The 23,276-nt window shown below is 42.1% G+C and carries 21 protein-coding genes; 13 read left to right on the forward strand and 8 right to left on the reverse strand.

What is annotated here, in order from left to right; genetic code table 11:
• Nucleotides 1–27 precede the first annotated feature (27 nt).
• Nucleotides 28–498 (reverse strand): DinB family protein, encoded by a 471-nt coding sequence (locus H9628_RS09405; protein ID WP_251833893.1) that lies wholly within the window; start codon nt 496–498, stop codon nt 28–30.
• Between the two features lie 236 nt (nt 499–734).
• On the opposite strand from H9628_RS09405, the gene H9628_RS09410 reads away from it, so the two are divergent.
• From H9628_RS09410 to H9628_RS09450, 9 genes are all read left to right on the forward strand, one after another.
• Nucleotides 735–1,739, forward strand: a complete 1,005-nt coding sequence (locus H9628_RS09410; protein WP_251833894.1) for an AAA family ATPase — start codon at nt 735–737, stop codon at nt 1,737–1,739.
• 35 nt (nt 1,740–1,774) lie between these two features.
• Nucleotides 1,775–2,638, forward strand: coding sequence for a DUF58 domain-containing protein (locus H9628_RS09415; RefSeq protein WP_251833895.1), 864 nt, complete (start codon nt 1,775–1,777; stop codon nt 2,636–2,638).
• Nucleotides 2,635–3,561: a hypothetical protein gene (locus H9628_RS09420; protein WP_394368181.1), complete on the forward strand. Its 927-nt coding sequence runs from the start codon at nt 2,635–2,637 to the stop codon at nt 3,559–3,561. The genes H9628_RS09415 and H9628_RS09420 overlap by 4 nt, the downstream gene beginning before the upstream one ends.
• Nucleotides 3,561–4,565 carry a VWA domain-containing protein gene (locus tag H9628_RS09425; RefSeq protein ID WP_251833897.1) on the forward strand — a complete coding sequence of 335 codons (1,005 nt, stop codon included), beginning with the start codon at nt 3,561–3,563 and terminating at the stop codon, nt 4,563–4,565. The genes H9628_RS09420 and H9628_RS09425 overlap by 1 nt, the downstream gene beginning before the upstream one ends.
• Before the next feature lie 11 nt (nt 4,566–4,576).
• Nucleotides 4,577–5,584, forward strand: coding sequence for a vWA domain-containing protein (locus H9628_RS09430; protein WP_251833898.1), 1,008 nt, complete (start codon nt 4,577–4,579; stop codon nt 5,582–5,584).
• An 88-nt stretch (nt 5,585–5,672) separates the two neighbouring features.
• Nucleotides 5,673–6,413 (forward strand): tetratricopeptide repeat protein, encoded by a 741-nt coding sequence (locus H9628_RS09435; protein ID WP_251833899.1) that lies wholly within the window; start codon nt 5,673–5,675, stop codon nt 6,411–6,413.
• Nucleotides 6,413–8,146: a BatD family protein gene (locus H9628_RS09440; protein WP_251833900.1), complete on the forward strand. Its 1,734-nt coding sequence runs from the start codon at nt 6,413–6,415 to the stop codon at nt 8,144–8,146. Before H9628_RS09435 ends, H9628_RS09440 begins: the two co-directional genes overlap by 1 nt.
• A gap of 40 nt (nt 8,147–8,186) precedes the next feature.
• Nucleotides 8,187–8,783 carry a MarC family protein gene (locus H9628_RS09445; RefSeq protein WP_251833901.1) on the forward strand — a complete coding sequence of 199 codons (597 nt, stop codon included), beginning with the start codon at nt 8,187–8,189 and terminating at the stop codon, nt 8,781–8,783.
• Between the two features lie 10 nt (nt 8,784–8,793).
• Complete coding sequence (locus H9628_RS09450; protein ID WP_251833902.1) at nt 8,794–8,988, forward strand: hypothetical protein; 195 nt, start codon at nt 8,794–8,796, stop codon at nt 8,986–8,988.
• 99 nt (nt 8,989–9,087) lie between these two features.
• Here H9628_RS09450 and H9628_RS09455 read toward each other — a convergent pair whose 3' ends face one another.
• The 6 genes from H9628_RS09455 to H9628_RS09480 all read right to left on the reverse strand — a co-directional run bounded on the left by H9628_RS09455 (nt 9,088) and on the right by H9628_RS09480 (nt 15,828).
• Nucleotides 9,088–10,140: a diphosphomevalonate/mevalonate 3,5-bisphosphate decarboxylase family protein gene (locus tag H9628_RS09455; RefSeq protein WP_251833903.1), complete on the reverse strand. Its 1,053-nt coding sequence runs from the start codon at nt 10,138–10,140 to the stop codon at nt 9,088–9,090.
• 64 nt (nt 10,141–10,204) lie between these two features.
• A complete protein-coding gene (locus tag H9628_RS09460; protein WP_251833904.1) occupies nt 10,205–11,968 on the reverse strand; it encodes an AMP-dependent synthetase/ligase in 1,764 nt (587 codons plus the stop codon).
• A gap of 9 nt (nt 11,969–11,977) precedes the next feature.
• The gene (locus H9628_RS09465; RefSeq protein WP_251833905.1) at nt 11,978–12,982 is read right to left on the reverse strand and encodes an SDR family oxidoreductase; all 1,005 of its coding nucleotides are present in this window, start codon (nt 12,980–12,982) and stop codon (nt 11,978–11,980) included.
• A gap of 35 nt (nt 12,983–13,017) precedes the next feature.
• Nucleotides 13,018–13,803 (reverse strand): alpha/beta fold hydrolase, encoded by a 786-nt coding sequence (locus H9628_RS09470; RefSeq protein ID WP_251833906.1) that lies wholly within the window; start codon nt 13,801–13,803, stop codon nt 13,018–13,020.
• A gap of 36 nt (nt 13,804–13,839) precedes the next feature.
• Nucleotides 13,840–14,559: a pyridoxine 5'-phosphate synthase gene (locus H9628_RS09475; RefSeq protein WP_251833907.1), complete on the reverse strand. Its 720-nt coding sequence runs from the start codon at nt 14,557–14,559 to the stop codon at nt 13,840–13,842.
• 3 nt (nt 14,560–14,562) lie between these two features.
• Complete coding sequence (locus H9628_RS09480) at nt 14,563–15,828, reverse strand: mechanosensitive ion channel family protein (protein WP_251833908.1); 1,266 nt, start codon at nt 15,826–15,828, stop codon at nt 14,563–14,565.
• A 65-nt stretch (nt 15,829–15,893) separates the two neighbouring features.
• On the opposite strand from H9628_RS09480, the gene H9628_RS09485 reads away from it, so the two are divergent.
• On the forward strand, nt 15,894–16,379 hold the full coding sequence (locus H9628_RS09485; RefSeq protein WP_251833909.1) for a DUF456 domain-containing protein: 486 nt from the start codon (nt 15,894–15,896) through the stop codon (nt 16,377–16,379).
• A gap of 11 nt (nt 16,380–16,390) precedes the next feature.
• The gene (locus tag H9628_RS09490; RefSeq protein WP_251833910.1) at nt 16,391–16,993 is read left to right on the forward strand and encodes a hypothetical protein; all 603 of its coding nucleotides are present in this window, start codon (nt 16,391–16,393) and stop codon (nt 16,991–16,993) included.
• On the opposite strand, the gene H9628_RS09495 is transcribed toward H9628_RS09490, so the two are convergent.
• Entirely contained in the window at nt 16,980–17,621 is a 642-nt protein-coding gene (locus tag H9628_RS09495) for a uracil-DNA glycosylase (protein WP_251833911.1), read from the reverse strand. The genes H9628_RS09490 and H9628_RS09495 overlap by 14 nt on opposite strands.
• Before the next feature lie 208 nt (nt 17,622–17,829).
• On the opposite strand from H9628_RS09495, the gene H9628_RS09500 reads away from it, so the two are divergent.
• Both H9628_RS09500 and H9628_RS09505 read left to right on the forward strand, forming a co-directional pair.
• Nucleotides 17,830–19,980, forward strand: a complete 2,151-nt coding sequence (locus H9628_RS09500; RefSeq protein ID WP_251833912.1) for an endonuclease MutS2 — start codon at nt 17,830–17,832, stop codon at nt 19,978–19,980.
• Nucleotides 19,981–20,297: 317 nt separating this feature from the next.
• Nucleotides 20,298–23,237 (forward strand): Eco57I restriction-modification methylase domain-containing protein, encoded by a 2,940-nt coding sequence (locus H9628_RS09505; RefSeq protein ID WP_251833913.1) that lies wholly within the window; start codon nt 20,298–20,300, stop codon nt 23,235–23,237.
• Nucleotides 23,238–23,276: the final 39 nt, after the last annotated feature.

Here is a 23,276-nt window from a genome sequence, read left to right on the forward strand (position 1 = left end):
TTAAATGTTAAATGATTCGGTTACAGATCAATACTGCTCGCCCAGGATTGCGCGCTTCTGTGCCATCGCATACCCGTAATGCAAAGATTCGTGCATGTTATTGAAAATGATCGCGTCCTGTATATTTTTAAGGTCCAGCCCGAAACTTGTGGTGTAAGGTGTATAATCTGCAAAGAAATCGTCATCATAATCCTTCATCAAAATCTTCGATGTTTCCGTAAGCAAAAATCCAAGATCCACTACCTCAGACTGTTCCACATTTAAGTTTGGAAGGGTGCCTTTCTTGTAAGTTTCGATCCAATATTTATCAATCCGGAATGGGTTTCCGCTCAGATAGTAGCAGAGCAACTGCTGCGTTGCAACGGTATGTGCGATATTCCAGTAGATATTGTTATTGAATCCATCGGGTATCAGCATCAGATCTTTATGTGAAGTTTCTTCAAGTATCTGCAAAAGATTTTTCCGAACCTGCCGATGTGCCTGAAAATGATAATTCATTAGATACGTATTTAATCGTTCAAAATTAGAGTAATAAACTGAGAATGACAAAAGAGAGGAATCAGCGGCAGCTTTTTCAAATAAATTTTTTACTTGCGATAAATTTTGGTGACTTTAGCGCTATTTATAATCATCTCGGGCGATGTGTTAACAAACTTTAACTTAATCTTGGCACTAATTATGTTGACTGATGACGCGTTTATTTGGAAATTTACCGGTTTATTAATTCAAAACACATGTCAGAACAACATCAGGCTGAAGACATCAGACAACTTACCGAAAAAGTTCGTGAACAGAACTATTTTTTCACATTACTGAAGCAGGAAATCAACAAAGCAATTATTGGTCAGGAATATATGGTAGACCGTCTGCTGATCGGTCTTTTGGGCAACGGACACGTTCTTTTGGAAGGTGTGCCCGGCTTGGCAAAAACCTTGGCGATCAAGACGCTTGCCGATGCTGTTCAGGGTGAATTCTCCAGAATTCAGTTTACGCCTGACCTTCTACCGGCCGACGTGGTAGGTACAATGATGTACAACATTAAAGAAAACGATTTCACCATAAAACGCGGACCCATTTTCGCCAATTTCGTGCTGGCAGATGAGATCAACCGTGCACCTTCAAAAGTACAGTCGGCTTTGCTGGAAGCGATGCAGGAAAAACAGGTGACCATTGGCGATGAGACAATGCCGCTACCAAAACCCTTCCTCGTTCTCGCCACGCAAAACCCTATCGATCAGGAAGGTACGTACCTTTTACCTGAAGCACAAAGCGACCGTTTCATGCTTAAATGTACGATCAGCTATCCGGATTTTGAAGATGAACGGAAAATTATGAAGATGGTTGCCACCAGCCACCAACCGGAGATAAAACCCGTCATCTCTATGCAGAATGTGGTAGATGCCAAAAGTTTGATCAACCAGATATATCTGGATGAAAAGATTGAAAAATACATTCTTGACATGGTTTTTGCGACGCGGACACCCGAAAAATATGGTTTATCAGAGCTGAAAAATTACATCAGTTTCGGCGCTTCGCCGCGTGCTTCAATCAATTTAGCAATTGCAGCTCGTGCAGTTGCTTTCCTCAGAAACCGGGCTTTTGTGCTGCCGGAAGACGTAAAAGAAATTGCCAAAGACGTGCTGCGTCACCGCATCGGACTTAGTTTTGAAGCGGAAGCGGAGGAAATAACGGCAGATGAGATCGTGAATCAGATTTTAGGCAAAGTGCAGGCGCCATAAGACGTATTAAAAATGGCATTAAATAAAACTTTGGCGTGCAGATAAAAGATATCATCAGGAAGGTAAAGCAAATCGAGATTCGGACTAAAAAGAAGTCTGAATCGACGCTGATGGGTCAATATCACAGCGCTTTCAAAGGTCAGGGAATGACTTTCTCGGAAGTGCGTCCATACCAGTTTGGTGACGAAATCCGCCGGATCGACTGGAACAAAACTGCGCGTTTTCGTGAACCATTCGTAAAAGTAATGGAGGAAGAACGCGAACTCACGATGATGCTCCTCGTGGACATTTCTTCATCAATGGATTATGGCACGCGCACGCAGCTGAAACGTGAATTTGTAGCTGAAATCGCTGCCAGTGTGGGCTTTTCCGCCGCAGGAAATAATGATAAAGTTGGCCTTATTTTATTTGCAGATAAAGTCTATAAGGTGATTCCGCCACAGAAAGGCCGCAAGCACATCCTCGCGATCATCAGTAATATTTTGTCTGCTGATTATGTACCTGCGGCGACCGACGTGAACGGCTCATTGCAATATATGATGAGTGTTTTCAAGAAAAAGTCACTTGTTTTTATGTTTTCAGATTTTCACGATCAGTATGACACCAAAATTCTGCGCGTGGCTGCAAAAAAGCATCAGCTGCTTGCGATGAGAATTGCGGACGATAAGGATTCAGGCATCCCGGATGTGGGCTACGTACTTTTCCGCGATGCGGAGACAGGGCGGCAGATCTGGGCAAATACTTCCAATGCACGTTGGCGTTATGAATTTGCTGAGAAACAAAAGCAGAATTTAAAAATATTAAAGGAAGATTTCGAAAATTCTTCCGCGGGCTTCATGAACATCAACACGGGTGAAGACTACACCAAATTTTTGTACGAATATTTCCGGAAGCGATGAACCGCTCTATCATTAATCAAAATATTTTGAAAGGTTTTTATTTAATTTTTACGTTGCTCACAGGCGTTTCCGTTTTTGGTCAGACTTTAGGTTCCAAACTTGAGAAACGCACGCTGGCATTGGGTGAAGTTGCCGTTTTTCAGGTTACCGTATCAGATCTTCAGGGCAAGGGCGTCGTTTCTGCGCCCAAAAACGAACTGCTGCCTTTTCATTTTGAAGAAGTGAAAGACAGCATCACCAAACAGGCCGATTTATATGAAAGAGTGATTGAATTTGCAGTGTTTGAAGAGGGGAAATTTACGATACCAGCACTCGATTTCACCATCGGCGGCCGACTTTACCACACTGTTCCTTATGAAGTGGAAGTCATCAATACTGCGCAAAAAGGTGACCAGATCAGCGACATCATGAAGAACAAAGAAGTGAAGCTGGGTGCGCAGGATTATTGGGAACTTTATAAATGGTATATTCTGTCTGCTTTGATTGTTCTAGCGCTGATCTTCATTATTTATATGATCGTACGCTATGTGCGCCGAAGAAAAAATTCACCGGTGGTGATGACTAATCAGACGCTGCGTGAACTGGACAATCTGAAGAAGAAAAAATATATCGAAACTGGCGATTACCGTTCGTTTTATGTGGAATTGATCGATATCACCCGAAACTTCATTACAAAACAGTATAAAATCCCTGCAGATGTGCTGCTGACGGACGATTTGATCGATGTAATGAAAATGAACAACACCATCTCGCCCGAAAATGAAAAAATAGTAGAAGAAGTATTTCTTCGTGGAGATTTGGTAAAATTTGCCAAAACTTTTCCGGATCAGGATACAATGCAAAAAGATTTCAGTGATATGCGCGGATTTGTGAAAAGATCATCAAAAGATCTGGAAGTTGAACAACTTAGAACAGGCGTGTAATGAAGTTGGATTTACTCAATTTTGAATTTTTCAGTCCGTGGTTTTTGCTGCTGTTTGTAGCACTGATCCCTCTGCTGGTGCGTGATATCAGTTCAAAGAAAATTGAAGGCATTAAACTTCCGACCACACAGAACATGACCGAAAACCGTGGAATAGTCTTCATTCTGTCTTTTCTTAAATTCACCAAATACGTCATCCTTTTGGCCCTCATCATTGCAATGGCGCGGCCGCGCACATTTACGATTTCCCAAAACACCGATGACACGAAAGGGATAGACATCATGCTGTCCATCGATGTTTCTTTGAGTATGCTGGCGCGCGATCTGGAACCCGACCGTCTTACCGCCTTACAGAATATCGCGAAAAAATTCGTTGAAAACCGGCCGGTTGACCGGATCGGATTGGTCACTTACTCCGGCGAAGCTTTTACAAAAGTTCCGCTCACGTCGGATCACGCCGTGCTGTTGGAAGAACTTGATAACCTGAATCCGCTCGAGCTGCAGCCCGGAACCGCGATCGGTGAAGGTCTTTCGGTAGCGGCGACACACCTTCGCCACAGCAAAGCGAAATCGAAAATCATCATTTTGATGACTGACGGTGTGAATACGATCGAAAACGCGATGCCCGCACAGGTGGGAGCACAGTTGGCCAAAAGCAATGACATCAAGGTCTATTCAATCGGGATTGGTACTAATGGATACGCGCTGATGCCGACACACACCGATATTTTTGGGGATTTGGTCTTCAATGAAGTCGAAGTGAAGATTGATGAGCCCGTACTGCGGGAAATTGCACAAACCACGGGCGGCAAATACTTCCGCGCCACATCAAATGACAGACTTTCTGAGATATATGCTGAAATAGACCAGCTTGAAAAATCGGAGTTGCTCAACGCAAAACTTTATAATTATGAAGAATATTTCAGGTTATTTTTGTGGATTGCGCTGGCAACACTGCTGTTGGACGCACTGCTGCGTTGGGTTTTGTTTAAATTTTTAAACTAGAGTAAACGGATATGAATTTATATCTTGGCAATTATTGGTATTTACTTTTGCTGTTGCTGCTGCCGCTGCTCGGGTACCTTGCATTCCGTTTTAAAAGGTGGAAACAGCACCGCCAGAATATATTTGCAGAAACCCGGTTCCGGGAAGAACTTTTCCGTAAACGCAGCGGTTTCGCTAAGTTTTTCCCCTTTTTGTATCTGCTCGCTTCACTTTTTCTTATCTTAAGTATCGTGGATTTGCTGGGCGGCTCAGAAGAAGTGGAAACCAACCAGAAAATGAACAACGTGATCTTCATGCTGGATGTTTCAAATTCAATGAATGCCCAGGATGTCGAGGAAAATCGACTTTCGCAGGCGAAGAATATCATCGTGAATACCATGCAGCGCATGACCAATGATAAGGTGGGAATCGTAGTATTTGCCGGAGAGGCAGCATCCATAATGCCTCTGACAACCGACTTCACAGCCGCTGAAACTTACATAGGAGGAATTGATACGAATGTGGTGAAAATTCAGGGAACAGATTTCTTAAGGGCCATGCAGACCGCGGCGATAAAATTTAAGAATATTGCTAAAGGATCGCGAAAAGTGGTTTTGCTGAGTGACGGCGAAGATAACGAGGGCAATGACAAAGCAGCCGCCAGGCTCGCTAAGAAAGAAGGCATTACCATTGTTTCGGTGGGCATAGGGACTGAAGAAGGCGCACCCATCCCGGAATATGTTTTCGGTCAGTTGATGGGTTACAAAAGCGGTCTTTCAGGTCAGACTGTTATTTCAAAAAGACAGTCAAACGCACTTATCAATTTAGCGGCGGACACCGGTGGCAGCTATATTGACGGAAACAATATGGAAAGTGCGGTGGTACAGATCGACGATGCACTTGCTAAAGCCGGCGGAGCGGGCAGCACGATGGTCAAATCACAGAATGCAGTGCACTATTATCAATACTTTCTCGGCTTATCAATCTTCTTCTTTTCGATAATTTATTTGTTGAATCCGCGCCAGGATCTTAATATTTAACAAACTCTGCGCATTAAGGGCAAGCTTTTAACCCAAATTTAACAGATAACATTATTCTATTAACAATTAAACGGATAATTTTGCAACAATGATGTCAAAGTACCTTTTCATGCTGATTTTCACTGCTTTTGCGGGCAATTTTGTGTTTGCACAGGAGAACTATAACACATTGGTTCATGAAGGCAACAAAATGTTCGACAAGAGCGATTTCGAAGGTGCATCGGGAAAGTACATGAGTGCCATAAAAAATAATGCTAAAGATTTTACGGCTCATTACAATCTCGGCAATGCACTTTACAAACAGAAAAAATACGAAGAGGCGAAGGCTGAGTACGTGAAAGCAAATGAGCTGGCCACAAATCTGGCTGACAAAGCGGCGTCACTTTACAATTTGGGTAATGCGCATATGCAGAGCAACGACTCCCGCAGTGCGGCTGATTATTATAAACAGGCGCTGAAACAGGATCCTTACAATGAAACGATCCGCAAAAATTATGAGATTGCGATGCTGAAAGAAAAAGAGAAGCAGCAGCAAAAAGACCAAAAAAACAAATCCGGTGGTGGCGGAAATGATCAAAACGAGGATCAAAATCAGGGACAAAATCCTGGCAATACTCCGCAGAACCAAAACGGAAGCGGGCAGAAAAATAAGGGTGAAGGTGAAGGAGATGATCCTAATCAAAATAAAAACGACAACTCAGGCAAAATGCCAAAGGACCTCGAAAACTCAATATTTAACCGCGTAGAAAACAAAGAACGAGAAACCGCCAAGCGGATCTTAAACAAAAACTCCTATTCGATGCCGCAAAGCAACGAAAAGGACTGGTGATGAAATTAAAATTTTACTTCATACTATTTTTTCTAGCTGCCCTGCACATTCGGGGACAGGTTACACTGGAGGTTACAGAAGTGAAGGAAACACGTGTTAACCAACGGTTTAACCTTAGCATTATGCTGCAGATAAGTGGCGAAAATATGCAGCAGGAAACCCCGCTCCGCCTTCCTGACCTTTCAAAATTTGATATTGTCGGTACCGCTTCCGAGCAGAATACCGTGGTACTCGATGCGCGCAAAGGTGAGATCATCAACCAGATGGTCTATCAGTTTGTGTTGAGCCCGAAGCAGGCCGGTAAGATAAAGATCGGTTCAGTTCTGGTAACGGTAAACGGCAAAATTTACAAGACGGAGCCCTTTGAAATGACCGTTCGCGAAAGTGAAAAAATAGCTGCCGCCCCGGATCCTGTAATTGACGAGAACGTCTATCTTAATATGGAAATCCGCGACCGTTCAGTGTACAAAAATGAACCGACTGTTGCTGTTCTCCGCGCCTACAGCCGTGATTATGGCAGTTTTCGGAAGGTACGGAACATACAGTTTCCCCAGCAGAAAAATGTCCAAATCCAGCCAGTGAGTTTAAATAAACCGGAAATAGAAACACGCTCGGGCCTCGCATCACAGGTTTTGGCCGTCTTCCTGATATTTCCGTCCGAAAGCGGATCCATAGACATCACTCCGGCTACAGCTTCAATTGCGCGCAGCACAAAAGAAAAAATTGTTTCAAATAGTGTCCGTCTGAACGTAAAGAAATTGCCCGCCGGGATGCCCGCAAATTTTAAGAACGCGGTGGGAAATTTCGAAGTTTCACTTGTGAAGAACGACCCGGCTACAGTTCCGGAAATAGATCAACCCGTAAATGTGACGGTAAAACTTAGCGGGGCCGGAAATCTGCGCTCCGTGCGTATGCCGAAGTTGTTGTCGTCTGAGAATTACGTTTTTTATAAGCCTACAATTACATCAAATACACGTGCCGAAGAGGACAAACTCTTTGGAACAATAACCGCGGATTATGTAGTCATTCCGAAAAAACCCGGCCCTATTAACGTCCTGCTCGAGAATTTCTCCTATTTCAATCCTGAAGACCAGAACTATGTTGAACTTGGCCCGCAAAGTCTTGCATTGGACGTGAAAACGCATCAGCAGGTGCTCGACGCAAAAAGTACACTTGAGCGGGTGAATGATTACACAAACAACGTTCTCGAAACTGTGAACACGCCAGTGCTGCAGACCCAAAACCTTAAAGTAAAAAATCCGAAAAAAATCGACTGGAAAATTGTATTCCTTAATCTTGGAATCCTGGTTGCGGCTGTATCGCTCTTCCTACTGTTCCGCCGGAAATGGAATCAGCGCAAACCCGCGTTAGTGGAAGCCTACAAACCGATAATGACTGTTGCAGAAACAGAAGAAATCATCAAACGCAACCTTCAATACAACTTTTCCGATGGTATTGAATATTTAAAATTCCTCTCAAAAAATAATGAATCTGCAAAGTTCTTTGAAACCTATCAGGATATGGTTTTGAAGATCAAAGAGAAATTTAATGCTGCAAATGAGACCGATTTCCGAAAAATACTGGCGGAGAAATTCGGACAAAGTGCTGCAGAGGAATACCGCCTGATCTCGGAAAAAGTAAAAATCGAAAAGTACTCGCCGCTGCAGACGCAGGAAAGTCTTACTAAACTTTGGGAAGACATCGCTGCGCTGTTTCAAAAAATTGCATTCTAATCAAAATATTTTTATATTTTTGAGAAATTAATAATTCCAGATGTTTGAATTTTTCTCCTTTAAAGAAACGCTTACCGCTACGATGGTTCTTTTTGCAGTGATCGATATTGTCGGCTCTGTACCGATTATTGTCAGTTTAAAGAAAAAGTTTGGACATATAGAATCAGAAAAGGCCGCACTTGCCTCAATGTTTCTGATGATCGCGTTCCTGTTTATCGGAAATAAAATTTTGAAGTTTATTGGCGTAGATGTGAATTCATTTGCAATCGCAGGTGCGATTGTTATTTTCATTATCGCACTCGAGATGATTTTAGGTATCGAAATCCACAAAAACCAGGAAGCAAAGTCTGCTTCCATCGTACCCATCGCATTTCCACTGATCGCCGGTGCCGGAACGCTGACCACCACCCTCTCGCTGCGCGCAGAATTTCACGATATCAATATCATTTGCGGCATTGTGCTCAATACACTTTTCGTATATTTGGTGCTGAAATCAGCAAACTGGATCGAGAGAAAACTTGGCGAAGGTACGCTTCAGGTTTTGCAGAAAGTCTTCGGAATCGTGCTGTTGGCCATCGCCATCAAACTTTTCACAGCGAATTTTGCGCAGCTCTTCAGTATGTACGTTAATTTTTAATACCACAGAAATGCATCTTTACTATAAAATATTCCTCGCACTGTTCGTAATTTTTATCGGGTTCAATATCTATTCGATGGATTGGGACCTTGGTTTATGGCATGAGGAAAACGCTAAATTCATCCTTTCTTTTGCGGCAGCTGTCATCGGAATCATCGGTGTTTTCGTATTGCACACAATGAGCAAATTCGCTGCAAAAAAATAAGCCTTATTCGTCTTACTTATTATTTCGCGGAACTGTTTTTCGGAAAATAAAAAAGCTAAATCTGTCCGATTTAGCTTTTATTCAGCGTCAATTTACATTTTAAAAATTCATCACATCCTTTACTACGCCGCCATTCTGCGTGTGCGGCAAAAGTTCACGTATAATAAATGTTTTGATTTCTTCTTCCGTGCCGTTTGAAGGGAAAAGAAGATGAACATTCGCACCCGCGTCCAGCGTGAAAAACAGCGGCAAACCGGTTTCTTCACGGAATTTCCAGATGGCATTTATTACGTTTAGCGTACCGTTTTTCATCAGGATAAACGCTGGATCACTCATCATCATCATCGCGTGAAGCGTCAGCGCTTCGTGCTCCACAAGTTTAATGAAACCGTGCAGATCGCCTTCCTTTAGGATGGTCTTTAATATCTTGAAGTTAGTATGTGCCTCTGCAAACCGCGATTCAGCATACGGATTCGTATTCATCAATCCGTGGCCTACCGTGGAGCTCACAGATTTCTCGCCTTCGTGAATCAGTAGAACCCAGTCATTGAAATTGCGGAAAACCGAATGCACATCTTCACCTGGATACTGCACAGCAAAGAAATCCGAACTTTGCGCCACTTCAGATGTTTCGCCCCAAACCACAAGGCCGTCATAAAGGCTTCTGCACGCGCTGCCACTGCCAAGTCTGGCGAGAAAACTGGCTTTTTTCAGTCTGAAGTTGTGTGTTTCGGCAGCTGAGAACTTTTCGTCCAGATCCATCAGACATTTTGCAATGGCGCCAAAACCAGAGGCTGAACTTGCAATGCCCGAGCTGTGTGGAAAGGTATTTTCGGTTCGGATGATATATTTTCCACTTAAGATCCAGGGCAGGTATTTTTCAATCGACTGAAAGAATTTTTCAATCTTCGAGGCAAATTTCAGCTCTTCATTACCTCCTAAAAATGTTTGTACCGAAAATTTTTCGTCAGCGAAAAATTCCATTTCGGTATTGGTACGGCAGTTGTTGAGCGTATAACTGATACTGGGGTTGGCCGGAATCTGACCTTCATATTTCCCCCAATATTTTATCAGCGCAATATTAGACGGGCAGGTTTGAACGGAAACCGCATTGTGTAGATTGTATGTTTTATTCGGGATAAAGTCTGTCATTTTTAATGTTTGGTGGCGTTAACAGGGTTTGATTTTCAGCTTAATTTAATTCAAAAACAAAAAATTAATGCTCATACATGCGGTCAATCAGTTGCTCATATTTCTGAAGCACTACATTGCGTTTCACTTTCAGCGTCGGTGTGATTTCCCCTGAATTCACCTCAAATTCGGCCGGCATGATGACAAATTTTTTCACCTTTTCAAATCCTGAGAGTCCTTTCTGGATTTCCTCCAGTTTCTCGCGGTAGAATTCTTTGATCTTTTCGGAGTTTACCAGTTCAGGCCAACTAGTGAAAGGCAGATTCATCCGTGCGATTTGCTCTTTTAAAGCTTCGAAATTCGGAATGATGAGTGCTGTAACGAATGGTTTTCCCTCCGCAACAATCATTGCCTGAGAAATATAATTGCTGTTAGACAACAGGTTTTCAATGGGTTGTGGCGTCACATATTTGCCGTTTGAGGTCTTCATAAGATCTTTTATACGGTCTGTGATGATAAGGTTTCCGTTCGCGTCAAATTTTCCGGCATCGCCAGTTCTGAACCAACCGTCATCGGTAAAAACAGCTGCGGTTTCGTCCGGAAGATTGTAGTAGCCTTTCATGATACCGCTTCCTTTTGCTAAAATCTCGTCGTTCTCGCCAATTTTAATCCGGGTATCGCCAAGCGGAATCCCCGCACTTCCATGTTCGTAGTGCTCAAAAGGAAATGCTGTAAGCGTCGCGGTAGTTTCGGTAAGTCCGTAACCCACGGTCATATGTACACCGATGGCATCAAAGAACCTCGTCACCTCCGGTGAAACTGATGCGCCACCGCAAGGCATGAACCAAAGTCGACCACCCATCTTGTTTTTGATCTTATTGAAAACCAGCGCGTCTGCTACTTTATTCTTTAATTTTGATGAAAGAGGAATTGAGTATCCGAGTCGTTTCCGCTCAGCGGTTTCAGTTCCGGTCTTTATGGCCCAATTAAAGATCTTACGCTTTGAAGATGAACCGTTTTGCACCATCTCGTTCACGCCCGCGTAAATTTTCTGGTAGAAACGCGGCACCGCACACATCATCGTAGGCCGAACCTCCGTGAGTGCATGGGCGATAAGTTTTGTATTTTCAAGGAAATAAACCTTCGCGCCGCCGTACAGCGATAAAAGTGTCCAGCTGCGTTCGAAGACATGCGTCAAGGGCAGGAAAGCGAGTGACGTTTCATTTTCGAAATTTTTAAATTTAAAAAAATCAAAATGTGCCTTGATCGCATTGTGGAAGTTGCCGTGCGTCAGCATCACACCTTTCGGCACGCCTGTGGTGCCGGATGTGTAGATAATCGTGGCGAGATCATCATCATTTTTCTCCGTTATATCAATATTTTCAGCGCCATCTTTGATGAAATCCTGAAAATAGTGGCTGCGGTCTTTTTTAATCCAAACTGATTTTTTTGCCACTATAATCTGCTCCAGCGTGCTGTCTTTAAGTAAAATTTCAAACGCGGCGGCGTATTGCTCCTGATTGCCTACCAGGATCATTTTAGATTCGGAATCTTTAATGATATATTCAGCCTGTTCACCGTTATTTGTGGAATAAATCGGTACTGATACAGCGCCGAGTGACATCAAAGCAAGATCAAAGACTATCCATTCCGCAGAGTTATCAGAATAGATCGCGACTTTGTCATTTTCTGCGATCCCGGCAGTACGCAGTGCGTTCGCTGTCTTAAAGATCACGCGGCGGAAGTCCAGCCAGTTGAGTTCCTTCCACTCCTCTTTTTTCTTAAAGCCAATGGCAGGTCTGGTGCGGAACTTTTCTGTATTTGTATTTATAAATGAAGCAAAATTCATGTACTCTGTTTATTTTTTGAGGTCTGATATATAATTTTCGAGATGAAAATCTAAGCTTTCGGTCACCGGAATGAAATCATAACCAAGCGTTTGCCGAATTTTCTTATTTGAAATATTGGATAAACCGTCCACCGTGTCGATACTCACTTTATTTACCATCCTCAAGGCCGGGAAAAACCAGCCAAAAAGGATCGCAAACACCTGAACTATTTTAAGTAAAGGACGTTGGATAACTTTCGGAGCATCCTTTCCAAACTTTCGCCGAACGTAGGTTCCAACTTCATGAAAACGCCTGTTTTCGGACACCAAGATGAACCTTTCGCCGTAAATTTCCCTTTCCATCAGTTCAACCGAAATTTTAGCCACGTCCCGAACATCGATGTAGGAGGCTCCGCCCGCAAAAGTGACGCCGCGCAGCAGATTTTTAAACAGTAAACCACTGCTTGAATCCCAATTTCCGGAACCAATGATAACGCCCGGATTTACAATCACAGTTGAAAGACCTTCGGCCTCGGCGCGCCAAACTTCCATTTCGGAAAAGTGCTTTGAAACTGCATAAGTGGAATGATCGAGTTTCGTATTATAATCGCAGGTTTCGTCGGTTTCACCCTGCTCATTCACACCGTCGAGTACTGCGACAGAACTAACGAAACAGAACTTTTTTACGGATGAGTTCTCACAGGCTGTCAACAGATTTTTGGTACCGTCAATATTCGTTTTGAACATTTGTTTTGAAAGATTCGGATCAAAACTTACGGTAGCAGCGCAGTGATACACTTCAGTAATGCCTTCTAAAACCTCCTCCAAGCCGAATAAATCATTGAAATCTACGTCGACCCAGTCAATCCGGGAAAAAAGTTCGTCACTGTTTTCTGCGTAAAAACGGAGCGATTCGCGCACTTCCTGAAGGTTGCTGGTGGTCCGTTTTGCGGCACGTACAGCTTTTCCGCGCCGGAGAAGTTCCAGAACGATTACTCTGCCAAGAATTCCGGTAGCACCAGTGACTAAAACCATCTTAAGGTGTAAGTTTTTAAAATTGGTGGCAAATGCTAAATTTTTTGGTCAAAAATAAAATCCTTCACCACTTCAGCGAAGTCTTTCGGATTTTCCGCCTGTACCCAATGCCCAGCATTTTCGATCTTTACGATAGACGAGTTCGGAAACTGCTGCTTGATCTGAAACTCATCCTGTGGCAGGATATAGTTAGACTCCGCTCCGGCGATGAAAAGTGTGTCGCCGGCGAACACGCCGAATTTAATCGCATTTGAAACAAATTCACTGTATTTTTCGGCCAATGTTTTAAGGTTAAACCTCCAGTTAAGCGTTTTGTCGTCCGTCCAGTAAAGATTTTTCGTCAAAAACTGAATCACCGATTTCTGCGGTATATACTGTTGCAGAACTTCTTCCACATCTTTGCGGGATTCTACTTTATTAAAATCTACACTTTGCAGCGCTTTGATAATACCCTGATGATGCGGTGGATACGCTTTCGGCGTAATGTCTACCACGATGAGTTTGGCTACTTTCACGGGAAAATTGATCGCGAACTGCATCACCGCCTTTCCACCTAAGGAATGACCTAATAAATTGACTTTCTGGAAATTATGATATTCCATATAATGCAGAATGTCATTACTCAAAGATTCATGCGTCATCTCTTCCGAATGAAAACTCTTGCCGTGGTTTCTCAGATCGATCAGATGAACCGGAAAATACTCGCCCATTTCCTTTCCGAAACTTCCCCAGTTGTCGAGCATTCCAAACAACCCGTGAAACACCAAAAGCGGAATTCCGGCCTTATCTTCACCGTAGATTTTCGAATGTAGAATTTGCATACATTAGTTTTAATTATTTAAGGACGTCCAGATACCTTACCAAACGGCAAGTCTCTTCAGATAAGCCTGAACGGTATTTTCCAGTCCCATGTAGAGCGCTTCTGAAATCAATGCGTGACCGATTGAAACTTCAAGAAGGTTTGGGATATTCTGCGCAAAATATTTTAAATTCTCAAGGCTAAGATCATGTCCGGCATTCACTCCGAGGCCCAGGCGTTCGGCTTCGCGCGCAGTTTCCACATACGGTAAAACAGCGGCTTCCGGGTCATTTAGGTACATTCTCGCATACGCCTCGGTATAAAGTTCGATTCGGTCAGCTCCTGTTTCCTGTGCGTGCAATACCATTTCCGGATCGGGGTCGAGAAAAATGGAAGTACGGATTCCCGCCGCCTTGAATTCGGCGATTACATTTTGAAGAAAACCTTTATGAACACGGCAGTCCCAACCTGCATTTGAAGTGATGGCGTCTTCTGCGTCGGGGACCAAAGTGACCTGCTCCGGTTTTATTGCTAAAACCAAATCAATGAACGGACGGTGCGGATTTCCTTCGATATTAAATTCAGTATGAACCAAAGGTTTTAGGTCATAAACATCCTTTCGCGTGATATGGCGTTCGTCCGGACGTGGGTGAACTGTAATTCCCTGTGCGCCAAACTCCTGCAGCTTCACAGCAGCTTCGGTAACGCTAGGCAATTCGCCACCGCGCGCATTGCGTATCGTGGCTATTTTATTGATATTTACACTAAGCTTTGTCATTTTTTAAGAAATTTTTGCGATCTGAATGATTTCAAGATCAAACTCTTTTGAAGCCACCAACAGGTGATCGAAAATATCAGCCTGAATGCCTTCATACGTCACCCAGGTAGAATCGTTCGTAAAACAGTAAATCTCGAGCGGCATACCATGCGGAGTATTTTCGAGCTGACGAACCATCAGCGTGCCCGACTGATCGATATGCGGACTGTTTTTCAGATAGTTAAAAACATACTCCCGGAAAACACCGATATTGGTCAGCTGGCGGCCGTTGATCACCAGTTCAGCGTTCGGCATATTTTGGCGAGCTTCGGTCATCTCAGTCTTTTTTTCGAGCAGATAATCTGTGATCAGGTTAATCTTTAATAATTTCTCGAGTTCCTCAACATCAATAAACTTAAAGGAATTAATATTAAAAATAATCGAACGCTTTATACGGCGCGTATTACTTTCAGACATCACCTGGATGTTCTTAATTTCGGTCGTCAGCAAATCATAAGTTGGAATGGTAGAGATCGTTTTATCGAAATTCTGAATTTTTGTTGTTAAAAGGTTGATATCCAAAATATTTCCTTCCAGATTATATTTTGGGATTCCGATCCAGTCGCCGACTTTCAGATTTTTTGAAGTGGCAACATGAATTCCTGTGATAAAACCCAAAATGGTATCCCGGAAAACCAGCACCAAAACTGCGGTAATAGCTCCCAGACTTCCCAGAATCGCAGAACCGCTGATCCCAAAAATAACACTGATTGCTACAACTGATGCTACAAAAATTCCAAATATTTTCACGGTTTGTGAAACAGCGTTGAGGGCGATGATTTTATAGAAATCCTGCTGAATGATAAAGTAATTCCGGAATGCACTTAAACTGCGGTACAGCATTCCAGCAACGACGAAAACAATGGCTAGACCAATCATCCTTTCCAAAAAGATAAAACTTTTCGGATGGCGGCCATAAAAAAAGGAATCAACGGAGAAACTGGCAAATAATACTGCAATAATGTGTGCAAAAGAATTGGTGATTTTCGCCACATAAATAGATTTCATCACCGGGTGTTTATCGTTGTCGTACAACAACTTAAAAACACTGTTGATTATCAGTTTAACCACCAAATCAACTAAATAAATCAACCCTGCAAAAACAACAAATTTAGCTAGAATCTGAACCAGTGTCGCCCAATTACTTGGAACATTGTCTTGGATAAAAAAATGAATAGCGTCACTTATCGCCTGTAAAAAATTTCTAGTATTTGTCAGTTCGTCATTCATTACAGCAAAAATAAGAAATCCGTTTGTGTTTAGACGATTAATGCCTACTTTTAACAAAACTTACCATGGATTATACACTGATTAATGTCGCCAGTCTCGTACTCCTCGTGCTGGGTTTGCTGGGAACCTTCTTGCCGGTTTTGCCCGGTTTATTGCTGAGTCTGTGCGGTTTGCTGATTTATAAATTCGGCACAGACGCACCCTTGCCGATGGCTTACGTCTGGATTTTCTCCGCACTCACGCTGGTGTCAATAATTCTGAACTATGTGATACCCGCACGCACCACGCGTAAATATGGCGGCACACGTTGGGGCAGTATCGGATCGGTAATCGGTACCTTTGCCGGAATGTTTTTTATCCCGGTTCCATTCGGGTTTCTGATTGGGATGTTTCTTGGTGTTTTTGTTGGCGAACTTTTACACGACGCCAAGGACAAAAAGAAAGCCTGGAACTCTACAAAAGGTGCCCTGATTGGCTTTATATACGGGACTGGTTTTAACTTCATCGTCGGGTTGGCAATGTTTTTGGTAGTAATCTTCGATATGTTTTAAAACCTACCACCATGATCCACAGACTATTAATTACAGGAATCAGCGTTCTAACGATAGCTGCCTGCCAAAACAAAATGACACAGGAAGAAAGCAATATAGTGCCTGAAACAGCCACTGTAAACCGTGTACCGCAGAAAAGCACGGAACCCGAAATGTCCGTAGGTCTTCCTCCGGATAATGAAGCGGTGGAAATCTCTAGAAAAGAACAAACCGAAACAGCAACTGATATGACCGGCGTAATCTACCTCAACGAAGGCGAAAAAAGGTTCATCAAAGAATACGAGATGAATGTAACCTTCAAACGGATGGTGGAAGACAGCCGCTGCCCTGAAGGTGTAAATTGTATCTGGGCCGGCGTCGCCGTTGCAGAAGTGGAAATGATGGGTCTTTACACAAGGCCGGTCACTATGCAGATCAGTACGATGAGTGACGCTAAAAAAGGATATTCAAAAACGCAGGACTTCAACGGAAACACAGTTTCGCTGGTCAGTGTAACTCCACAAACCACGTCTTCAAAAGGATTTAAGGATCTTGCGGGCAAATACAAGATCGGACTTAAAATAACCAAAGGCAGCGGTGGAGATCAGACCACCCAACGCACTACCACGCGATAGGTTTCTTATCGCGGGATTCAAGATACGTATTGATCTTAGAGAAAGGTCTGCTTCCATAAAATCCGCGATAAACGGAAAAGGGCGACGGATGCGCAGATTTTATCACCAAATGTTTAGCCTCGTCAATCAGCGAGGCTTTTTTTTGGGCAAATGCGCCCCATAAAACGAAAACCACGTCCGCTTTGCGGTCTGATATTTCTTTAATGATATGATTGGTAAATATTTCCCAGCCTAAATCTTTATGTGAATTCGGGGAGTGCGCCTTTACCGTAAGTGTAGCGTTGAGCAGCAGAACGCCCTGTTTTGCCCAATCTTCAAGTTCGGTTCTTGTTCGCGTGATTCCGAGATCGTATTTTAATTCGGTAAAAATATTTTTAAGTGATGGCGGCGCAGAAACCTGTTCAGAAACCGAAAAACACAATCCATTCGCCTGAAAATCATTATGATAAGGATCCTGACCAAGGATTACCACTTTCACCTCTTCAAACGGCGTAAGTTCGAGCGCGCGGAAAATCTGATATTTAGGTGGGAAACATTTTGAATTTGAGTATTCTCTTTTCACGTTTTGCCACAGATTCTCGAAATAAGCACTGTTTTTTATTGGAGCGAGGATTTCTGTCCAGGTCATTTTTTAAAGATTTAAATTGAATGGTTGCGGCTGAACGCACAAATTGGTTTTGAATACTGCAAAAATAAGGTATAGTTTGAAAACTGAGTTTCGAAAGGAAAGTTCAAAACTTTTCAACGAAAGCCACCAAATAAAACTTCGCCTTTACTAAATTACGGACTAGCAACCAACATCACCTCATCTGTAAAAATCTCATTAAATTTGTACTGTGCATATAACCAAAGACCAATTAGAGGAACTCGAGTTCCCTGAACTGCTGGCGGAAATCTCGCCGTTCGCGTTCTCACCCAAAACTGCCCAGAAAATTGAGGAACTTCGGCCAATCTCGCTTGAGGAGGCCGAAATTGCTTTAAATAAAGTATCAGAATTTGTTTCAAGTTTTGAAAGCGATAACGCGATTCCATTCAGCGAGTACGAAGATATAGAAGCAGAACTTAAGGTGATGGCAATCGAGAACTACAGGCTCGATAACGCTTCATTTATCAAGATTAAAAGCCTAACGGAACAGATCGGTAAACTCCAGAAATTTCTGCCCACCTACGGCCAATTGTTCCTGAACTTAAGCAATGACGTCAAAAAACTAGATTTCAGGAAAGAGATTGTGGTAAAGATCGATGCGGTTTTCAACCGTTTTGGCGAGGTAAAAAGCGAAGCGTCACCCGAACTCAGGATACTTCGCACAGAAATCTCCCATGCGCGAAAAACCATCCAGGAAAATTTTAACAGAGCACTGACTGCGCTCTCTTCCACAGATTTCCTTGAAGACATCCGCGAAAGCATCATTGAGGACATCCGCGTCTTAGCGGTAAAATCCGGATACAAAAAACGGGTTCCAGGCCGAATTCTGGGCGTTTCAAAAACCGGCTCAATCACCTATATCCAACCGGAATCTGTGGTGAAGCATCATTTCAAACTTCGCGAAAACCTTGAAGAGGAAAAGAAAGAGGTAGATAAAATCCTGCGCAGACTCACCGCCGAAATCGCAGAATTTCAGCCTGAACTATCAGATTATCAAACGTATATCTTCGATCTCGACCTTACGCGCGCGAAAGCAAAATTTGCGAAAAAAATCGGTGGCATTTTGCCGAAAATCAACCATCACAAAACGCTGCGGTACGTGAATGCCTACCATCCGCTGCTGCTGTTGCGAAACCGCGCGGAAAACAAAGAAATCTATCCGCAGACCTTTACGCTCACCGAACATAACCGTATTCTGTGTATTTCGGGGCCGAATGCAGGCGGAAAGTCAATTACTTTAAAAACGGCAGGATTGCTTCAACTCATGATTCAGAGCGGGATTTTGGTACCGGTTCATCCTAAATCCGAGATGTTTTTCTTTGACCGGATCATGACCGACATCGGCGACAATCAATCGATCGAAAACCATCTTTCCACGTATTCATCGCGACTCAAGAAGATGTCACACATCATTCGCGAGGCTGATGAGAACACACTTCTGCTCATCGACGAATTCGGCACGGGATCAGACCCGGAACTGGGTGGCGCGTTGGCTGAAAGTTTCCTCGAACATTTCTACAAAAAGAAAAGTTTCGCCATTATCACCACGCATTATACCAACATCAAATTGGTGGTAGAACAACTCCCGAATGCTCAGAACGCCGCGATGTTATTCGACGAAAAAACGCTGGAACCACTCTACAAACTTGAAGTGGGGCAAGCCGGAAGTTCATTCACTTTTGAAGTGGCTCAAAAAAATAAGATTCCGAATTTTATTATCAATTCCGCCAAGAAAAAGGTGGAACACGACATCGTAAATTTGGATAAGACGATCGTGAAGCTTCAGCAGGAAAAATTTGAAGTTGAAAAACTTAAATCCAACCTTACCGAACAGAAAGAATCAACTCAAAACAAGAAGGAAAACCTTGAAAAACTGAACGAACAGCTGCAGCAGAAACTCTTCAATTTCCAGAAACTATACGAAGAGGAACACCGCAAACTGCAGTTTGGCGGCAAGATCGAAGGATTTATCGACGCTTACGTCAAAGGGAAATCGCGCAAGGATGTGGTGAAAGATTTTGTGAAAATTCTGGAACAGGAAAAATTCCGCAAGTTAGGTTCCGACAAAGACGAAAGCAAGAAAATGCAGATCGTAAAACGCAAAATTACGCAGCAGCTGAAAAAGGAAAACGTACAGGAAAAAATTGCCGAAACCCACGAAAAACTCGAAGACAAGCGGGTGAAAGAGCGCGCGGTATGGCTGAAAATCGGGCAACGAGTGCGGATTGCCGGAAGTACGAGCGTCGGAACCATCGAAAAAATCGAGAAAAACCAGAAAGTCACCGTGAATTACGGTACTTTCAAGACGCAAATTTCAGCGGACGAGCTGGAGCGGATTTAAGGTAAATTCCTTCAATCTACATAACTTAATCAGGTCTCCTTTGGGTATGGCTTCGGAACAGTTCGGGTCTTGTTCGGAAGATATGGTTCTTTTCCGAACAAAACCCGAACAAGACCCGAACAAGACCCGAACAAAACCTATGAAATTCTGAACATTATACGGCGCGTGTATTTGCGTAAAAAAGTCTGGTGATTTGGCTTTAAACAGTACGCTAAGGAAACACAAAAGTATTTGGGCTTCAACATCAAACTTCTATTTTATCTGTCATCTTGCATAGCGGAAGTGAATTACTTACTTTTAGAAATCTAAATGCCTATATGTTTCAGAAGACGATAATTAAGAAATACCTCAAAACACAGGACTCACAAACCTTACAGAATAAATGGATTGACTTTCAGAACCATTTTCACAACCCTAATATTCAGGAGAATATCCGAAATTCGAAAGAAGAACAGTATCAGGAAGGTTTTCTACGGGATCTGTTTGTGGATATCTTCGGTTATACCCTGAATCCAACAGTTGGTTTCAACCTTACGACTGAACTACGCAACATTAAGGATGCTAAAAAAGCAGATGGTGGAATTCTCATTGAAGAAAATGTGGTTGGGGTGATCGAACTGAAAGGAACGAATACAACCGATCTTGGAAAAGTAGAACAGCAGGCATTTAATTATAAAAACAACCAAACGGGTTGTGTGTACGTTATCACCTCCAACTTTGAAAAGCTAAGGTTTTATATCGATGACTCAGTTACCTTCGTAGAATTCAACTTATTCGACCTTAAACTGGATGATTTCAATCTGCTCTACCTTCTTCTATCTTACGAGAATATCAAAAACAATATTCCGAAGAAAATCAAAGATGAATCCCTGAGTCAGGAAGATACGATCACTAAAAAACTTTATAAAGATTACTCGCTTTTCAAGCGGGAACTTTTCCAAAATCTGGTGGAACTTAATCCTGATTCCGACCAACTTGAACTCTTTAAGAAAACACAAAAGCTACTCGACCGCTTACTGTTTCTGTTCTTTGGGGAAGACCGTGGTTTATTACCTCCCAACTCTGTAAGACAGATTCTTGAACAGTGGAACAAACTTAATGAACTTGATGAGTGCGTCCCGTTATACAACCGCTATAAAAAATACTTCGGTTATCTAAACACAGGTTACAAGGGAAAGCACCACGATGTATTCGCTTATAATGGTGGACTCTTCAAAGCCGATGAGATTTTAGACCATGTTAAGATTGATGACCAACTGCTTTATAAACACTCCCTGAAACTTTCGGAATATGATTTTGCAAGTGAGGTCGATGTAAATATATTGGGACATATCTTTGAAAATTCCCTGAATGAAATCGATGAAATTAAATCCCAATTAGAAGGAAAGGAAGTAGACAAATCGAAAACCAAAAGGAAAAAAGACGGTGTATTCTATACTCCGAAGTACATCACTAAATATATCGTAGAAAATACGGTTGGGAAACTGTGTGAAGAAAAGAAGACCGACTTTGGGATCATTGAAGAAGATTACTTCACCGACAAAAAACGTCAGCAGAAGACCAAAGAAAACCTTCTAAAGAAACTCGATGATTATCGTGAATGGTTACTGCATATTACCATTGTAGATCCTGCATGTGGAAGTGGTGCGTTTCTGAATGAAGCACTGAATTTCCTGATTGAAGAACATCAGTACATTGATGAATTGGAATCCAAACTTACAGGATCTTCCATCTCATTCAGTTACCATTCGGAAAGTATCCTCGAGAATAACTTGTTTGGCGTGGATCTGAACGAAGAAAGTGTTGAGATCGCCAAACTTTCCTTATGGCTTCGCACCGCAGAACCGAACCGAAAGTTGAACAGCCTGAATGATAACATTAAATGCGGAAACTCGCTGATTGATGATCCTGAGATCGCAGGAAATAAAGCATTTAAATGGGAAGATGAATTTCCTCAGGTTTTTGCTAAAGGTGGTTTTGATGTGGTGATTGGGAATCCGCCGTATGGAGTAAATATTACCGATGGAAAAGATTTTTTTTCGACCTATTATAAAAGTACGGAAGGTCCTTTTGAATTATATAAGTTTTTTATCGAGAAATCTTTAACTCTTTTGAAATGTAATGGTTTTTTAGGTTTCATTACACCTGACACTTGGATAAACTTGAGTTATTTTAAGAAATTAAGGAATTTAATTTTTAATAATTATAGTCTTTATAAATGTTCGGAATCACTTTATAATATTTTCTCCGATGCCGTAGTGGATACATCAATTTTTATTATACACAACAGAATTCCATCCAACTATGCATTCATACGCATTGGGAAAAACTTAATGGATGAATTTGTGGCAGTGATTACAAATAAGGGCGACGATTTTATATTAAATTTTAAACCGACGTCATCTATAATTGAAAAACTTAATAACATTAAAAACACATTGGGTAGTGTAACAGAAATATGGCGTGGAATGTCAGCGTACGGAGCCAAGAACGCAGATAGACCTTATAATAGTTTAACTCAAGATACAGAGTTTCATCGCAGATTGTTGAATGGTGGAGATATAGGGAAATATATCGTTAAGTGGAATAATGAGTACATTAAATTCGGCAAATGGTTACATCGACCGCGACCCCAATACATTTATGATAATCCTAAAATTCTTATTCAAAGAATTAGAAACCCCAAAATGAAACAGCGAATTGTCTCTGTTCTTGATGAGGATCAGTATGTAAGTAGTGATGGTTTATCAAACATTCTAATTAAAGATCCAAATAACATCTCCTTAAAGCCAATACTTGGTATACTCAATTCTAAATTAATCAACTATTGGTTTTCCTACCATTTTTATGATGTGAATATCAAACCTGAACAATTAAGAGTAATCCCATTAGCAGAAAATATAGATTGTTTAGAGGTAATAGTGAATAAAATCTTGGACATAAACAAGGATCTACAAGAAATCTCAGGAAAATTCCAAAGAAACCTTCAGCGGGAATTCTCACTTGAAACCTTACCGAAGAAACTCCAAAGTTGGGATCAATTGTCTTACGCAGATTTCCTGAAAGAACTCGCCAAACAAAAAGTAACCCTTTCCCTTTCACAAAAATCCGAGTGGGAAGATTATTTCGAAACGGAGAAGAAAAAGGTGTTGGAGATAAAATCCCAAATAGATGCTACCGACAAAGAGATTGATCAGATGGTTTATGAACTGTATGGTTTGACTGAGGAGGAGATTAAGATAGTGGAGAACTCTTAAGAAAATAAAAGGAAATAAAAAACATAAGAAAAACACTGA

The sequence above is a fragment of the Kaistella pullorum genome, from assembly GCF_014837035.1.
Lineage (GTDB): Bacteria > Bacteroidota > Bacteroidia > Flavobacteriales > Weeksellaceae > Kaistella > Kaistella rhinocerotis.

What these genes read in the sequence shown, in the direction of transcription:
- H9628_RS09405 (WP_251833893.1), bottom strand. Translation starts at nt 498, where the DNA reads ATGAATTATCATTTTCAGGCACATCGGCAGGTTCGGAAAAATCTTTTG.
- H9628_RS09410 (WP_251833894.1), top strand. Translation starts at nt 735, where the DNA reads ATGTCAGAACAACATCAGGCTGAAGACATCAGACAACTTACCGAAAAA.
- H9628_RS09420 (WP_394368181.1), top strand. Translation starts at nt 2,635, where the DNA reads ATGAACCGCTCTATCATTAATCAAAATATTTTGAAAGGTTTTTATTTA.
- H9628_RS09425 (WP_251833897.1), top strand. Translation starts at nt 3,561, where the DNA reads ATGAAGTTGGATTTACTCAATTTTGAATTTTTCAGTCCGTGGTTTTTG.
- H9628_RS09430 (WP_251833898.1), top strand. Translation starts at nt 4,577, where the DNA reads ATGAATTTATATCTTGGCAATTATTGGTATTTACTTTTGCTGTTGCTG.
- H9628_RS09435 (WP_251833899.1), top strand. Translation starts at nt 5,673, where the DNA reads ATGATGTCAAAGTACCTTTTCATGCTGATTTTCACTGCTTTTGCGGGC.
- H9628_RS09440 (WP_251833900.1), top strand. Translation starts at nt 6,413, where the DNA reads ATGAAATTAAAATTTTACTTCATACTATTTTTTCTAGCTGCCCTGCAC.
- H9628_RS09445 (WP_251833901.1), top strand. Translation starts at nt 8,187, where the DNA reads ATGTTTGAATTTTTCTCCTTTAAAGAAACGCTTACCGCTACGATGGTT.
- H9628_RS09450 (WP_251833902.1), top strand. Translation starts at nt 8,794, where the DNA reads ATGCATCTTTACTATAAAATATTCCTCGCACTGTTCGTAATTTTTATC.
- H9628_RS09455 (WP_251833903.1), bottom strand. Translation starts at nt 10,140, where the DNA reads ATGACAGACTTTATCCCGAATAAAACATACAATCTACACAATGCGGTT.
- H9628_RS09460 (WP_251833904.1), bottom strand. Translation starts at nt 11,968, where the DNA reads ATGAATTTTGCTTCATTTATAAATACAAATACAGAAAAGTTCCGCACC.
- H9628_RS09465 (WP_251833905.1), bottom strand. Translation starts at nt 12,982, where the DNA reads ATGGTTTTAGTCACTGGTGCTACCGGAATTCTTGGCAGAGTAATCGTT.
- H9628_RS09470 (WP_251833906.1), bottom strand. Translation starts at nt 13,803, where the DNA reads ATGCAAATTCTACATTCGAAAATCTACGGTGAAGATAAGGCCGGAATT.
- H9628_RS09475 (WP_251833907.1), bottom strand. Translation starts at nt 14,559, where the DNA reads ATGACAAAGCTTAGTGTAAATATCAATAAAATAGCCACGATACGCAAT.
- H9628_RS09480 (WP_251833908.1), bottom strand. Translation starts at nt 15,828, where the DNA reads ATGAATGACGAACTGACAAATACTAGAAATTTTTTACAGGCGATAAGT.
- H9628_RS09485 (WP_251833909.1), top strand. Translation starts at nt 15,894, where the DNA reads ATGGATTATACACTGATTAATGTCGCCAGTCTCGTACTCCTCGTGCTG.
- H9628_RS09490 (WP_251833910.1), top strand. Translation starts at nt 16,391, where the DNA reads ATGATCCACAGACTATTAATTACAGGAATCAGCGTTCTAACGATAGCT.
- H9628_RS09495 (WP_251833911.1), bottom strand. Translation starts at nt 17,621, where the DNA reads ATGACCTGGACAGAAATCCTCGCTCCAATAAAAAACAGTGCTTATTTC.
- H9628_RS09505 (WP_251833913.1), top strand. Translation starts at nt 20,298, where the DNA reads ATGTTTCAGAAGACGATAATTAAGAAATACCTCAAAACACAGGACTCA.